This window comes from Pseudomonas saudiphocaensis, assembly GCF_000756775.1.
GTDB lineage: Bacteria > Pseudomonadota > Gammaproteobacteria > Pseudomonadales > Pseudomonadaceae > Stutzerimonas > Stutzerimonas saudiphocaensis.
Genome location: NZ_CCSF01000001.1, coordinates 3,282,692 through 3,296,219, shown reverse-complemented (window position 1 = coordinate 3,296,219; position 13,528 = coordinate 3,282,692). Strand labels below are relative to the sequence as shown.

General features: G+C 63.8%; 11 protein-coding genes and 1 pseudogene. 8 read left to right on the top strand and 4 right to left on the bottom strand.

Annotation, left to right across the window (positions count from 1 at the left end; all coding sequences use genetic code 11):
- Positions 1 to 14: 14 nt before the first annotated feature.
- The 5 genes from BN1079_RS15315 (at position 15) to BN1079_RS15295 (ending at position 6,279) form a co-directional block, all read left to right on the top strand.
- Positions 15 to 419, top strand: coding sequence for a DUF488 domain-containing protein (locus BN1079_RS15315; RefSeq protein WP_037025956.1), 405 nt, complete (start codon positions 15 to 17; stop codon positions 417 to 419).
- Positions 420 to 513: 94 nt separating this feature from the next.
- Entirely contained in the window at positions 514 to 1,455 is a 942-nt protein-coding gene (locus tag BN1079_RS15310; protein ID WP_037025954.1) for an NAD(P)/FAD-dependent oxidoreductase, read from the top strand.
- A gap of 57 nt (positions 1,456 to 1,512) precedes the next feature.
- Positions 1,513 to 3,057 carry a sigma-54-dependent transcriptional regulator gene (locus tag BN1079_RS15305; protein WP_037025953.1) on the top strand — a complete coding sequence of 515 codons (1,545 nt, stop codon included), beginning with the start codon at positions 1,513 to 1,515 and terminating at the stop codon, positions 3,055 to 3,057.
- Positions 3,058 to 3,464: 407 nt separating this feature from the next.
- Positions 3,465 to 4,841, top strand: coding sequence for an alanine/glycine:cation symporter family protein (locus BN1079_RS15300; RefSeq protein WP_037025952.1), 1,377 nt, complete (start codon positions 3,465 to 3,467; stop codon positions 4,839 to 4,841).
- A gap of 61 nt (positions 4,842 to 4,902) precedes the next feature.
- The gene (locus BN1079_RS15295) at positions 4,903 to 6,279 is read left to right on the top strand and encodes an L-serine ammonia-lyase (protein ID WP_037025951.1); all 1,377 of its coding nucleotides are present in this window, start codon (positions 4,903 to 4,905) and stop codon (positions 6,277 to 6,279) included.
- Positions 6,280 to 6,412: 133 nt separating this feature from the next.
- Here BN1079_RS15295 and BN1079_RS15290 read toward each other — a convergent pair whose 3' ends face one another.
- Entirely contained in the window at positions 6,413 to 7,969 is a 1,557-nt protein-coding gene (locus BN1079_RS15290) for a sigma-54-dependent phenylalanine hydroxylase transcriptional regulator PhhR (protein WP_037025949.1), read from the bottom strand.
- 270 nt (positions 7,970 to 8,239) lie between these two features.
- Here BN1079_RS15290 and phhA point away from each other — a divergent pair, with 270 nt between their 5' ends.
- The 3 genes from phhA (at position 8,240) to BN1079_RS15275 (ending at position 10,711) form a co-directional block, all read left to right on the top strand.
- Positions 8,240 to 9,025: a phenylalanine 4-monooxygenase gene (gene phhA, locus BN1079_RS15285; RefSeq protein ID WP_037025947.1), complete on the top strand. Its 786-nt coding sequence runs from the start codon at positions 8,240 to 8,242 to the stop codon at positions 9,023 to 9,025.
- Positions 9,026 to 9,164: 139 nt separating this feature from the next.
- Complete coding sequence (locus BN1079_RS15280; protein ID WP_037025945.1) at positions 9,165 to 9,521, top strand: 4a-hydroxytetrahydrobiopterin dehydratase; 357 nt, start codon at positions 9,165 to 9,167, stop codon at positions 9,519 to 9,521.
- Positions 9,521 to 10,711, top strand: a complete 1,191-nt coding sequence (locus BN1079_RS15275; RefSeq protein WP_037025943.1) for an amino acid aminotransferase — start codon at positions 9,521 to 9,523, stop codon at positions 10,709 to 10,711. The genes BN1079_RS15280 and BN1079_RS15275 overlap by 1 nt, the downstream gene beginning before the upstream one ends.
- A 42-nt stretch (positions 10,712 to 10,753) precedes the next feature.
- Here the strand turns inward: BN1079_RS15275 and BN1079_RS15270 are convergent, their stop codons facing one another.
- The 3 genes and pseudogenes from BN1079_RS15270 to BN1079_RS18055 all read right to left on the bottom strand — a co-directional run.
- Positions 10,754 to 11,437, bottom strand: coding sequence for a type 1 glutamine amidotransferase domain-containing protein (locus tag BN1079_RS15270; RefSeq protein WP_037025941.1), 684 nt, complete (start codon positions 11,435 to 11,437; stop codon positions 10,754 to 10,756).
- Between the two features lie 102 nt (positions 11,438 to 11,539).
- On the bottom strand, positions 11,540 to 12,304 hold the full coding sequence (locus tag BN1079_RS18060; protein ID WP_408581905.1) for a methyl-accepting chemotaxis protein: 765 nt from the start codon (positions 12,302 to 12,304) through the stop codon (positions 11,540 to 11,542).
- 93 nt (positions 12,305 to 12,397) lie between these two features.
- Positions 12,398 to 13,432, bottom strand: a pseudogene (locus BN1079_RS18055) (HAMP domain-containing protein); the annotation flags it as partial.
- Between the last annotated feature and the right edge of the window lie 96 nt (positions 13,433 to 13,528).

Below are 13,528 nucleotides of genomic sequence, written 5' to 3'. Positions count from 1 at the left end.
TACAGAGGCCCGCCATGATCCGCTGCAAACGCGCCTATGAAAGCCCGACTCACGAGGATGGCCGACGAGTGCTGGTAGATCGGCTCTGGCCGCGCAACTGCCGCAAGGAGGCGCTGCAGCTGGAGCAATGGCACAAGGAGGTGGCGCCATCCAGCGAATTGCGCCGAGCCTTCAAGCGCAACGAGCTGGACTTCGAGGCCTTTCGCGAACGCTACCGCCAACAGCTCGCCGCACACCCCGAGCATTGGTGGCCGCTGCTGGACATGGCTGGCAAGCGGGAGCGCCTCACTCTTATCTACGCCGCCCGGGACGAAGAGCAGAACAACGCCCAGGTATTGGCAGAGTGGCTGGAGGAGCAGCTCGAACGCCAGGACGAGCAGAATTCGCCGCCCTGCTACGCAGCCAAAAATCCGTCCTGACCATATCCGGGCCAGTCTTTGATCGGCGACGGCGGGCCAGAACTTTATCCTGCCCGCCGTTTCTACTGACGACACCTCAGCTGCCCACACGCCAATGAACGAAGCCACCTCCTCGTCGACCACATTGACCGACTGCCTGGTGATTGGCGCGGGCCCCGGAGGTCTGACTGCCGCACTTTACCTGGCCCGCTTCCATCGCGATTGCCTGGTGGTGGATGCAGGAGCCAGTCGCGCAGCACTGATACCCCGCTCACGCAACTACCCGGGTTTTCCACCCGGCATCTCCGGTGAGGCCCTGCTCGCCCGATTGCGCGAGCAGGCCACCAGCTATGGCGCCCGGATCGAACACGGCAAGGTCGAGCTGATCGAACCCCATGCCGAAGGGTTCACCGCGCATTACGACGGTCGCACCTGCATTGCCCGCCGCGTCATTCTCGCCACAGGGATCGAGGACACGCTGCCGCAGATGCCCGATGCCCGAGACGCCATCGCCGCCGGCAGTCTGCGCCTGTGTCCGATCTGCGACGGCTATGAAGTCAGCGGCGAAAACGTCGCGGTATACGGCGAGGCCGAAGACACCATTCGCCATGCCGTTTTCCTGCGCACCTTCACCGACCGGGTTACCGTGGTGGTCCACGGCGATCCGCGCGCCTGCGAGGAAGCCCTTGCACTGGCCCGCCATTACGACATCCGGCTGATCGGCGACTGCGTCGAAGCTCTGCAGCCCTGCCCTACGGGCATCGAGCTGCAGACCCGCAACGGCGAGACCCATCACTTCGACATCATCTACCCCAACCTCGGCGCGCGCGTGCGCTCCGATCTGGCCACCCGCCTGGGCGCCACCTGCGACGAACAGGGCGCACTGATTGTCGACTCGCACCAACAGACATCCGTAGCGGGACTCTATGCCCTGGGCGATGTCGTGGTCGGGCTCAAGCAGTTGAGCGTAGCCACCGGGCAGGCTGCCCAGGCCGCGACCGCTGTCCACAACAGTCTGGAAAACAATCCCTGGCGCCCACTCCGGCCCACGGAGTAAATGCACTAGTACCGGCTAGCAGGGCATACTGCGCACTTCGATCAAAGCCCGAACAGCATGCGCATACACGTTACCTTCATCGACCGCATCGGCATTACTCAGGAGGTTCTTGCCCTGCTGGTGGCCCGCAACCTGAATCTCGATGCCGTGGAGATGGTGCCGCCCAACGTCTATATAGACGCGCCGACACTCGACACCGAGGTGCTCGACGAGCTGCGCCAGGCGCTGCGCAATGTGCGTGGCGTACAGGATATCCAGGTTGTCAGCATGCTCCCCGGTCAACAGCGACGCCTGCAGCTCGATGCCCTGCTGCATGCCATGCCGGACCCGCTGATGGCGGTCGATGGCGATGGCAAGGTGCTCATGGCCAATCCCGCGCTGATCAGCCTGGTAGGGCTCGACCCCGAAGGCCGGTTCGTCGGCGAGCTGTTCGATGCGCCTGAACTACAGACCGCGATGCTTGAGCAGAACTTCCGCCTGCCCATGCGCGAGATCATCTTCAATGGCCAGTCCCTGCTGATCGACGTGATGCCGGTTGCCGAAAGCCCCAGCACGGACGGCTCCCACCCAACCGCAGGCGCACTGCTGACGCTGTATGCACCCAGCCGCCTGGGCGAGCGCCTGGCCGCGCTGCACCCGCACCATGCGGAAAGTTTCGAGGCACTGCTGGGCGATTCGCCGGCAATCCGCACGCTCAAGGCGCGCGGCGTGCGTGTGGCAGTGCTGGATGCGCCACTCCTGATTCAGGGCGAAACCGGCACCGGCAAGGAGCTGGTTGCCCGCGCCTGCCACGCCGCCAGCCCTCGCAGCAAAGCGCCGTTCCTCACGCTCAGCTGCGCTGCCGTATCGGAGAACCAGGCTGACGGTGAACTCTTCGGTTATGCACCCGGCGCCGCGAACGCCAACCAGCGCAGCGGCAAACCCGGCCTACTGGAGCTGGCCAACGGCGGCACGGTTTTTCTCGACGAGATCGCCGAACTGTCACCCTACCTGCAAGCCAAGCTGATGCACTTTCTAAGCGAAGGGAGCTTTCGCCGAGTCGGCGGCGAGCGCGAGATACGCGTCGACGTGCGCATCCTCAGCGCCACCCACCGCGACCTCGAACAACTGGTAGCCGAAGGCGCCTTTCGTGAAGACCTGTTCTATCGACTCAACGTCCTCAATCTCGCTGTTCCGCCGCTGCGCGAACGGGGCGAAGACATCCTCCTGCTGGCGCGACACTTCCTGCTGCAAGCGTGCACGCAGATCCAGCGACCGCCTTGTCGGCTTGCCCCATCGACCTATCCAGCCCTGCTTGGCAACAGCTGGCCCGGCAATGTGCGCCAGCTACAGAACGTCATCTTTCGCGCCGCGGCAATGTCCGACGGCAGCATGATCGGGCTGGACGATCTTGATATCGCCCGTACTCGACTGGCTAGCCAGGACGATGAAATATCCAGTCTCAGCGAGGCCATGGAAGCCTTCGAGCGCTCGATTCTGGAAAGGCTGCACGCCAGCCACCCTTCTACCCGCCTACTCGCAGCCCGTCTGAAAAGCTCCCACAGCGCCATCGCCATGCGCCTGCGCAAATATGGCATCGGCAGTCGTGGCGGAGGCGCCTGACGCAAACGTCACCATCGGAAACATTTGCTCATCTCACTGTCCTTAATCACCTCACTGCGCACCAGCCGGCCGCCCGCAATGTATCGAATTGCATACAGCGTATCGAAACAAATACGAGCCTCTTGCCAGCCAGCAAATCAAGGCTGTGCGCAATATCTGTATCGAAACCGCTACAGGAAAACCGTTCGGAGGTGTCAGGGCGATGCATAAGCTTTTGATTAGTAGAGCAATTTTATAAAGCTGGCATTGGTATTGCGTAGATCCATTAACTGGCGCCGGAAGGTGGCACGTGCTGCTTGCCCGAAAAAAGGCCAAAAGCAACGTCCGCCAGCCGGCTCCTCCTATGGGTGCCTGGTTTTTTTCGCACACCGACATGCCGTAAACCAAAAACTACAAGCGGAGTCGACATGCAATTTCTGAATGATCTGGTCAATCAAATCAACGCATTGGTATGGGGCCCACCGATCCTGGTGCTGATCCTAGGTACCGGCATGTTCCTTATGATCATGCTCAAGTTCATGCCTTGGCGGACCATTCCCCGAGGCTTCCGCTTGATGTGGCAAGGCCGCAAGAACGAACCTGGCGCCGACGGTGAAATCAGCCCCTTCCAGGCGCTGATGACCTGCCTTGCTGCCACCGTCGGGACCGGCAACATCGCCGGGGTCGCCACCGCGATCTTCCTCGGCGGGCCGGGGGCGCTGTTCTGGATGTGGTGCACCGCGCTGGTGGGCATGGCCACCAAGTACTGCGAAGTGGTGTTGGCCGTGCATTACCGCGAGAAGGACGACCGCGGCGAGCACGTCGGCGGCCCGATGTATGCCATCAAGAACGGCCTGGGCAAGAAGTGGCTGTGGCTGGGCGGCGCCTTCGCCATCTTCGGCGGGCTGGCCGGTTTCGGCATCGGCAACATGGTCCAGGTCAACAGCATGGCCCATGCCATGGAAACCACCTTTGGCGTGCCGATGTGGATCACCGGCGTGGTCTCGATGATCATCGTCGGCATGGTGATCCTCGGCGGCATCAAGCGCATCGGCAAGGTCGCTGCGTCGCTGGTGCCGTTCATGTGCGTGGCCTACATCATCGCCGCCCTGGTGGTGCTGGCAGTCAACTACCAGTCCATTCCCGGTGCCTTCGCGCTGATCTTCCAGTCTGCCTTCAACCCAGTTGCGGCAACCGGTGGCTTTGCCGGCGCGGCGGTGATCGCGGCGATTCGCTTCGGCGTCGCCCGCGGCATCTTCTCCAACGAGGCCGGCTTGGGTACCGCCGGCATCGCTCAGGCAGCCGGCACCAGCAACTCCCCGGTGCGCTCCGGTCTGATCGGCATGCTGGGTACGTTCATCGACACCATCATCATCTGCTCGATGACCGGCCTGGCGATCATCTGCTCCGGCGTCTGGACCAGTGGCGAAAGCGGCGCGGCCCTCTCGGCAGCGGCCTTCGAGTCGGCGATGCCGGGCTTCGGCGGCGCCATCCTGACCGTTGCACTGGTGGTCTTCGCCTTTACCACCATCCTGGGCTGGAGCTACTTCGGCGAAAAATGCTGGGAGTATCTGGTGGGCACCAAGGTCATCTGGCCATTCCGGGTGATCTGGGTGCTGGCCGTGCCGTTCGGCGCCATCGCCCAGCTGGACTTCGCCTGGCTGGTCGCCGACACCCTCAACGGCCTGATGGCGATACCTAACCTGATCTCCCTGCTGCTGCTGAGTCCGGTCGTGGTCAAACTGACCAACGCCTACTTTGCTGAGCGCAAGGCCCAGGAAGCAATGGCCGGCGTATCGCGCTAAAAGGCGGTCTAAGCTGAAAGCAGCCCTATTGTCGGGACTGCTTTCAGCGAGTACGCCAGCCATGTCCCTCAGCACCCTAGATCTATTCAAGATCGGTCTCGGCCCCTCCAGTTCACATACCACGGGGCCCATGCACGCGGCGGTGCGCTTCGCCGAAGGGCTGAAGCGCGACGATCTTCTGGCATCCACCGAAAGCCTGCGCATCGAGCTGTACGGCTCGCTCGGCGCCACCGGCAAGGGCCACGGCAGCGACAAGGCGGTAATGCTCGGCCTTGAAGGCGAGAAGCCCGAGAAGGTCGATACCCGCATCATTCCCGCGCGACTGGCCGCCATTCGAGAAAGTGGCACCTTGCGCCTGCTGGGTGAGAAGCCGATCCGCTTCGTGGAGCGTGAACACCTGGCGATGATCCTCAAGCCGCTGAGTTTTCATCCTAACGGCATGATCTTCCGCGCCTTCGACGCCACAGGCTTGCAGATCCGCAGCCGCGAGTTCTACTCGGTGGGCGGCGGCTTCGTGGTCGACCAGCAGGCAGCCGGCAGCGACCGGATCATCGAGGACCAGACACCACTGCCCTTCCCCTTTCACAGCGGCCGCGAACTACTGGCGCTGTGCGACCAGCATGGACTGTCGATCAGCCAGTTGATGCTGGCCAACGAAGCCGCCTGGCGCCCTGAAGCGCAGACCCGCGCGCAGCTGCTGAAGATCTGGCAAGTCATGCAGGATTGCGTCAGCGCCGGCTGTCAGACCGAAGGCACCCTGCCCGGAGGACTCAAGCTCCAGCGCCGCGCCGCCAGGCTCTACCGCCAGCTCAGCGACAACCCCGAAGCCAATCTGCGTGACACCCTCAACGTGCTCGACTGGGTCGATCTCTACGCCCTGGCGGTCAACGAGGAAAACGCCGCCGGCGGTCGCGTGGTCACCGCACCGACCAACGGCGCCGCCGGAATCATCCCGGCGCTGCTGCATTACTACATGCGCTTCGTGCCCGGCGCCAACGAGGACGGCGTGGTGCGCTTCCTGCTGACCGCCGCGGCCATCGGCATCCTCTACAAGGAGAACGCCTCGATCTCCGGTGCCGAAGTCGGCTGCCAGGGTGAAGTGGGCGTCGCCTGCTCCATGGCCGCCGGCGCCCTCTGCGAAGTGCTCGGCGGCACGCCGCATCAGGTGGAAAACGCCGCCGAGATCGGCATGGAGCACAACCTCGGCCTGACCTGCGACCCGGTCGGCGGCCTGGTCCAGGTGCCCTGCATCGAGCGCAACGCCATGGGCGCGGTAAAGGCCATCAACGCCGCACGCATGGCCCTGCGCGGCGATGGCCGGCACTTTATTTCGCTGGACAAGGTAATCCGCACCATGCGCCAGACCGGCGCCGACATGAAAAGCAAATACAAGGAAACCGCCCGCGGCGGGCTGGCGGTTAATATCATCGAGTGCTGAGCCGCGGGCATCTGCTGTCTCCCAACACCCATTCGGCGCGAGGGCGCGCCTCCCAGACAAAGCGGTGCAGTGCTTGCTGTGACTTGTGGGAGCCCCGCCCTCGGGGCGAAGCTTTTTGAGCGATGACACAGGCTCAAGCTTCCTTGCCAATCCCGTATTCGCGCAGTTTGTTGGCGACGGTGGTGTGCGAGACCCCGAGTCGCTTGCCCAACAGGCGGCTGCTGGGGTGCTGCTTGTACAGGCTCTCCAGCACCACCTTTTCGAAACGACCCAGAATTGCAGCTAGGTCGCCGTCCAGCGAGAAGTCACCCAGCGGCTGCGCCGCGCCATAGCCCGGCAAGCGGATATGCTCAGGCTTGATGGTGCCGCCCTCGCACAGCGAAACCGCCTGGAACAGGGTGTTCTCCAACTGGCGCACGTTGCCCGGCCAGTGATAGCCCGCCAGTCGCTCCAGTGCCTGCGGCGACAGCGTTGGCAACGGGCAGCCGATCTGCCGGCTGGCCTGGTCAATAAAGTGCAGCGCCAGCGACTGCAGGCCATCCAGGCAGTCGCGCAGCGGCGGGATATGCAGCGACAGCACGTTGAGACGGTGATAAAGGTCCTGGCGGAACTCACCCTTAGCGCACAGCTCGGACAGGTCCACCTGGGTTGCGCAGATCACCCGCACGTCGAGATAGACCTCCTCGTCGCTGCCGACCCGACGAAAGCCGCCATCCTGCAAAAAGCGCAGCAATTTGGCCTGCAGCCGCGCGCTCATCTCGCCGACCCCGTCGAGAAACAGCGTGCCGCCGGCAGTGAGCTCCAGCAGCCCCAACTTGCCCTCGGGCCGCGCACCCTCGAAGGCGCCGGGGCCGTAGCCGAACAGCTCGGTCTCGGCCATGGACTCGGGCAGCCCGGCGCAGTTGAGTGCCATGAACGGCGCCTGCCCGCGCGGGCTCGACAGATGGCAGGCGCGGGCCAGCAGCTCTTTGCCGGTGCCGGTCTCGCCCTCAATCAGCAGCGGCGCGTCCAGCGGCGCCATGCGCCGGGCCTCACGCACCACGGCAGCCATCACCCTGGAACTCTGGAAAATGCTGTCGAAGCCGCGCAGCTCCTGCTTGCGCACGTTGTAGATGCGCTCGCCTACCCGGTCGGCACGGTGCAGGGTCAGCACCGCACCGGCCAGTGCCTCGCTATCGTCGTGTTCGGATTGCAACGGTGCGATATCGGCGAGAAACACGTCGCCCCTGATCTTCACCCGCAAGCCGTTGATCCGCGCCTTGTTGGCACGCACCAGCTCCGGCAGGTCGAAATCCTCGGCGTAGCGCGACAGGCTCATGCCCGGTACTTCGTCCACCCGCACGCCAAGCAGCTGCGCCGCCGAACGATTCGCTGCGACGATGGCGCCCGCCATGTCGACGGACAGGACGGGGAACTCCAGCGCGCCAAGCAATGCGTTGAGTTCCAGCGAATGGCGCTCGCTGGGCATCAGCCCGACCTTGCGCACCTCGAATACACCGGACAGCGCCTCGATCTTTGGCCGTAGCGCCTGCAACTGCAGGTTCATCAGGTTCGGGCAGTGCAGATAGATGGCGTTGCCCTGCTCACCGCCCACCTCGCCGCGGGCCACGTTGATGCCGTAGTCGACCAACAGATTGAGCATGTCACGCAGGATGCCAACGCGGTTCTGGCAGAGGATTCGGATACGCATGGCATGGAACCTTTTTGTTGTTATGGCGGCCACCAACAAGCAAAGGCCGCAAATTTTCGTCAAGAATATTTGACGACTTCGAGCGCGGCCAGAGCTATTTTTTCAGGGCACGGGCAATACGTAACGCTTTTCTTACAGAATTGCCTGCACTCGGCGGCGAAATGTCGCAGCTACCTCTCCCAACCCTTCCGCTAAAGGGTTCGAATGGGGCATCCAGAACAACAACGATGCCTCACAGACGCGGCCACCCGTGTCGGGCCAGGAGGTCAGATGAAAGCAACGCGATACACCGCCCGCGAGCCGGGCGGCGACGGCAATATCCACTACCCCGAGCGCGAGCATGAGGTGTGGAACACCCTTATCGAGCGCCAGCTCAAGCTGCTGCCGGGACGGGCCTGTGCCGAATATCTGGATGGCCTCGACCAGCTCGCCCTGCCCCACGATCGCATCCCGCAGCTCGCTGAGATCAACCGCGTGCTGGAGCGCAGTACCGGATGGCAGGTGGCACGGGTCCCGGCGCTGATCCCCTTCCAGACGTTTTTCGAGCTGCTGGCCAGCAAGCGTTTTCCGGTGGCCACCTTTATCCGCACCCCGGAGGAGCTGGACTACCTGCAGGAACCGGACATCTTCCACGAGATCTTTGGCCACTGCCCGCTGCTGACCAACCCCTGGTTCGCCGAGTTCACCCACACCTACGGCCAGCTCGGCCTCAAGGCCAGCAAGGAAGAGCGTGTGTATCTCGCGCGGTTGTACTGGATGACCGTGGAATTCGGCCTGGTCGATACGCCGCAAGGCCGGCGCATCTATGGCGGCGGCATCCTCTCCTCGCCGAAGGAAACCCTCTACAGCCTGTCCGCCGAACCGGAGCACCAGCGCTTCGATCCGCGGGAGGCCATGCGCACGCCATACCGCATCGATATCCTGCAGCCGATCTACTTCGTGCTGCCGGACTTGCACCAGCTGTTCGAACTGGCGCGCCAGGACATCATGGCTATGGTCCAAGAAGCGATGCGCCTTGGCCTGCACCAACCGAAGTTTCCGCCAAAGGCGGCGTAGGGTGGAAAACCGCGAAGCGTTTTCCACGCGTTCGGTCCGGCCAGCTCGAAGCCGTGCAGACCTTGGAATAACGCGTGGATAAGCCTTCGGCGTTATCCACCCTACGACAACCTACGAATCCGCTCAGAAGGAACGACCCATGACCGACCTCACCCAAGCCCATTGCGAAGCCTGCCGTGCCGACGCTCCCAAAGTCAGCGACGACGAACTGGCCGAGCTGATCAAGCAGATCCCCGACTGGAACATCGAAACCCGCGACGGCCATATGGAGCTGGAGAAGGTTTTCCTGTTCAAGAACTTCAAGCATGCCCTGGCCTTTACCAACGCCGTCGGTGAAATCGCCGAAGCCGAGGGCCACCACCCGGGCCTGCTCACCGAATGGGGCAAGGTCACCGTCACCTGGTGGAGTCACTCGATCAAGGGCCTGCATCGCAACGACTTCATCATGGCCGCGCGTACCGACCAGGTCGCCGCGACGGCGGAGGGTCGCAAGTAATGCATTTCGACCCGATCGGCCGGGTGCCCGGCGACCCCATCCTCGGTCTGCTGGACAGCTACCGCGCCGATCCCAACCCGGCGAAGCTGGATCTCGGCGTTGGCGTGTACAAGGATGATCGCGGGCAGACGCCAATTCTGCGCGCGGTGAAGCTCGCTGAGCAGCGGCTGGTGGACAGCGAACAGACCAAAAGCTATATCGGCGGCCATGGCGACGCGGCCTTTACCGCTGCGCTGACGCAGCTCGTACTCGGCGCCGACTCGCCGCTACTTGCCGAACGCAGCGGCTGCACCCAGACGCCCGGCGGTACCGGCGCGCTGCGCCTGGCTGGCGAGTTCATCGCCCGCTGCCTGCCGGGGCGCAGTGTCTGGCTGAGCGACCCGACCTGGCCGATTCACGAAACCCTGTTCGGCGCTGCCGGCGTGCCGGTGAGTCACTACCCCTATGTCGGCGCCGGCAATCGCCTCGACAGCGACGGCCTGTTTGCAGCCCTGGAAACCATCCCTGAAGGCGATGTAGTGCTGCTGCACGCCTGTTGCCACAACCCGACCGGTTTCGATCTGGACCGGGCCCAGTGGCAGCGAGTACTGGAGATCGTGCGTCAGCGCCGGCTGCTGCCGCTGTTCGACTTCGCCTATCAGGGCTTTGGCGACGGGCTGGAGGAAGACGCCTGGGCGGTGCGACTGTTCGCCGAAGCGCTGCCTGAAATGCTGATCACCAGTTCATGTTCGAAGAACTTCGGCCTGTATCGCGAACGCACCGGCGGGCTGATCGTCCTGGCGGCGGGTCGCGAACCGCTGGAGAACGTGCGCAGCCATCTGGCCGCCATCGCCCGCGGCCTGTGGTCCACGCCGCCCGCCCATGGCGCAGCGGTGGTGGCCACCATCCTCGGCGACGAAGCCCTAAGGCAGCTTTGGCAAAGCGAGGTGCAGGCCATGCGTCAGCGTATCGCCGGCCTGCGCACCGGCCTGGTGGAAGCGCTGACGCCCTACGGACTGAGTGAGCGATTCGCCCATATCGCCCATCAGCGCGGCATGTTCTCCTACACCGGCCTGACTGCCAGACAGGTACATCGCCTGCGCGATGAGCATTCGATCTACCTTGTCGATAGCGGGCGTGCCAGCGTCGCCGGCATCGATGCCGAGCGACTGGATGACCTGGCCAGCGCCATCGCCAAGGTAGTTGCCTAGCACAGGCCGCTGGAAAGCTGCCTGTGCACGAAAGCCGGCGCTTCAGCCGACGCGCAGCATCTCCAGCAGCGCCTCGGCAGCGGCTTCGGACGAGGCCGGGTTCTGCCCCGTCACCAGCTTGCCGTCGACCACAACGTGGGATGACCAGTCCGGCCCCTTGCTGTAATCGCCGCCGCGCTCCTTGAGGCGATCCTCCAGGAGGAAGGGCACCACCTCGGTCAGCTCCACCGCCGCCTCCTCGGCATTGGTAAAGCCGGTGACTTTGCGGCCCTTGATCAACGGCTCACCCTCCGGCCCGCGGACCTCGGTGAGCACGGCCGGCGCATGGCAGACCGCCGCAACCGGCTTGCCGGCCCGCGCGAAGGCCTCGATAAGCTCGATGCAGTGGCGATCCTGGACCAGATCCCAAAGCGGGCCGTGGCCGCCGGGAAAGAACACCGCGTCGAAATCCTCGGCCGCAACCTCGGCCAGCAGCACCGTATTGGCCAATGCGCGCTGGGCCTCGGCGTCCTCCTTGAAACGGCGCGTGGCCTCGGTCTGGGCATCCGGCTCGTCGCTTTTCGGATCAAGCGGCGGCTGCCCACCCTTCGGTGAAGCCAGGGTCAGTTCGGCGCCGGCATCGCGAAGAACGAAATAGGGTGCGGCAAACTCTTCGAGCCAGAACCCGGTGGGCTGGCCGGTATCGCCGAGCCGGTCGTGGGATGTGAGAACGATCAGGACCTTCATGCGGTGAACCTCCCATGTAAAAACACTGAGACGTTCGACCGCCTTCCGGCGCGCCGCTCCTTGGCGCTCCGACGGGTGGCCCGGCCGCTGAAGAACTACCGGTCAGATGCGGAAGCTATCCACCAGCTGCTTGAGCCGACCGGCCTGCTGTTCCAGCTCGGCGCAGGCGCGCAAAGTCTGCTCCAGGTTCTGCACGCCATCCTGGTTCAGCGTGTTGATCTCGACGATGTCCATGTTCAGCGACTCGATTACCGCGGTCTGCTCTTCGGTGGCGGTGGCCACCGACTGGTTCATGGCATCGATCTCACCGATCCGGTGCGTCACCGCACCGAGCCGCTCGCCAGCCTGATCGGCAATACTGACGCTTTGCTCGCTCTGACGCTGGCTCTGGGTCATCAGCACCACCGACTGCTGCGCATCATTCTGCAGCTGCTCGATCATCTGCTGGACTTCCTGCGCCGAACTCTGGGTGCGGTGTGCGAGGTTGCGCACTTCGTCCGCGACCACCGCGAATCCGCGCCCGGCTTCGCCGGCGCGCGCCGCTTCAATGGCCGCGTTGAGCGCTAGCAGGTTGGTCTGCTCGGAAATGCCGGTGATGACTTCCAGAATCCTGCCGATGTCGGCGGTCTTGCCGTTCAGTGCCTCGATCTGCCGGCACGACTCGCTGATCTTCGCCGAAAGCTCGCGCATGGCCTCGATGTTCTGCTCCACCACGGCCCGCCCTTCGACGGCTTCCCCGGCGGCACTGCTGGCCTGTTGCGAAGCGTCCGCGGCATTGCCGGCGATCTCCTGGGCAGCAGCACCCAGTTCGTTGATCGCAGCAGCAACGCTATTGGTGCGGCTGGCCTGTTCGCCGGAGTTGGCCATGGACGCGTTGGACGCCGTCAGCACCTGACCAACCACCGCGTGAACCTGCTGGGTAGCCGAGGACACCTCGCGGATGGAGCCATGAATACGCTCGACAAAACGGTTGAAGGCGCCGGCCAGCTCGCCGAATTCGTCGCTGGAGTTGACAGCCAGCCGCCGGGTCAGATCGCCCTCCCCTTCGGCAATGTTGGCCATGGCACGCCCCATGTCGGTGAGCGGGCGCATCAGCACCTTCAACAGCAGGCCTAGCAGCAGCAGAATAAACAGCACGGCGATGGCCGTCGCCACCATGGCCGAATTACGGAAGCTCGTCAGGCTGGCATAGGCCTTATCGCGGTCCACCGAAACGCCCACGTACCACTTGGTCGACGGCAGGCCCTCGATCGGGCTGAAGGCCAGAATCCGCTCACTGCCATCGAGGCTGACCTCGGCGTAGCGGCTCGAAAGGCTGGGCGTGTTGCCTGGAAAGATCTCGGCCAGAGTCCGGTTCACCATGCGCTCGTTGGGGTGCACCAGGACCTTGCCGTCGGCGCTGGCCAGGAACGCATGGCCCAGGCCGTTGAAGTCCAGGGCGTTGATGATCTCCACCACCGTATCCAGGGTCAGATCGCCGCCCACCACGCCCAGGGTCCGGCCCTGGCTGCGCACCGGGGTGGCGATGGTCAACACCAGACCGCCAATACCGGCATCGGGATAAGGTTCGGTAAGGGTCGAGCCGCCACTGGCCACGGCGTCCGTGTACCACGGGCGGGTGCGCGGGTCGTAATCGGCGGGCAGCGTATCGTCCTCAGGGTGCAGCAGATACTGTCCCTCGCTGCCACCGAAGTAGCTGAAGAGGAAGGTGGAAGAATAGGCCGGCTGCCTGAACAACCGCTGCACGCGCTCCGGGTCAGCATCATCCGTCACTGCCTGGGCTGCGCTTTCCATCAACAGGATGCGCCCGCTCAGCCAGTTGCCGATGTTGTCGGCGGTGACATCACCCATCTCGCCGAGATAGCTCTGCAGTTGGGAGCGGATGGCGTGGCGCTGCAAGTAGTCGTTGTAGAGGGTAAAAAGCCCGAAGACGACGATAACCACCAGCGAGGCGACCAGCACTATCTTGTGACTGAACTTGAGTTGTCTGGGCATAGCGATTCCCCGTGCCGATAATTGCGAAACGGGGCGTCCTGCCCGGCAACATGTCCATCATGTCGTTTCGCTTATCGGCCAACGGGCGGTTTGCTT

Bases quoted from the DNA above. Each gene is read 5' to 3' on its own strand.
- BN1079_RS15315 (WP_037025956.1), top strand. From the start codon at position 15: ATGATCCGCTGCAAACGCGCCTATGAAAGCCCGACTCACGAGGATGGC.
- BN1079_RS15310 (WP_037025954.1), top strand. From the start codon at position 514: ATGAACGAAGCCACCTCCTCGTCGACCACATTGACCGACTGCCTGGTG.
- BN1079_RS15305 (WP_037025953.1), top strand. From the start codon at position 1,513: ATGCGCATACACGTTACCTTCATCGACCGCATCGGCATTACTCAGGAG.
- BN1079_RS15300 (WP_037025952.1), top strand. From the start codon at position 3,465: ATGCAATTTCTGAATGATCTGGTCAATCAAATCAACGCATTGGTATGG.
- BN1079_RS15295 (WP_037025951.1), top strand. From the start codon at position 4,903: ATGTCCCTCAGCACCCTAGATCTATTCAAGATCGGTCTCGGCCCCTCC.
- BN1079_RS15290 (WP_037025949.1), bottom strand. From the start codon at position 7,969: ATGCGTATCCGAATCCTCTGCCAGAACCGCGTTGGCATCCTGCGTGAC.
- phhA (WP_037025947.1), top strand. From the start codon at position 8,240: ATGAAAGCAACGCGATACACCGCCCGCGAGCCGGGCGGCGACGGCAAT.
- BN1079_RS15280 (WP_037025945.1), top strand. From the start codon at position 9,165: ATGACCGACCTCACCCAAGCCCATTGCGAAGCCTGCCGTGCCGACGCT.
- BN1079_RS15275 (WP_037025943.1), top strand. From the start codon at position 9,521: ATGCATTTCGACCCGATCGGCCGGGTGCCCGGCGACCCCATCCTCGGT.
- BN1079_RS15270 (WP_037025941.1), bottom strand. From the start codon at position 11,437: ATGAAGGTCCTGATCGTTCTCACATCCCACGACCGGCTCGGCGATACC.
- BN1079_RS18060 (WP_408581905.1), bottom strand. From the start codon at position 12,304: ATGGCCAACTCCGGCGAACAGGCCAGCCGCACCAATAGCGTTGCTGCT.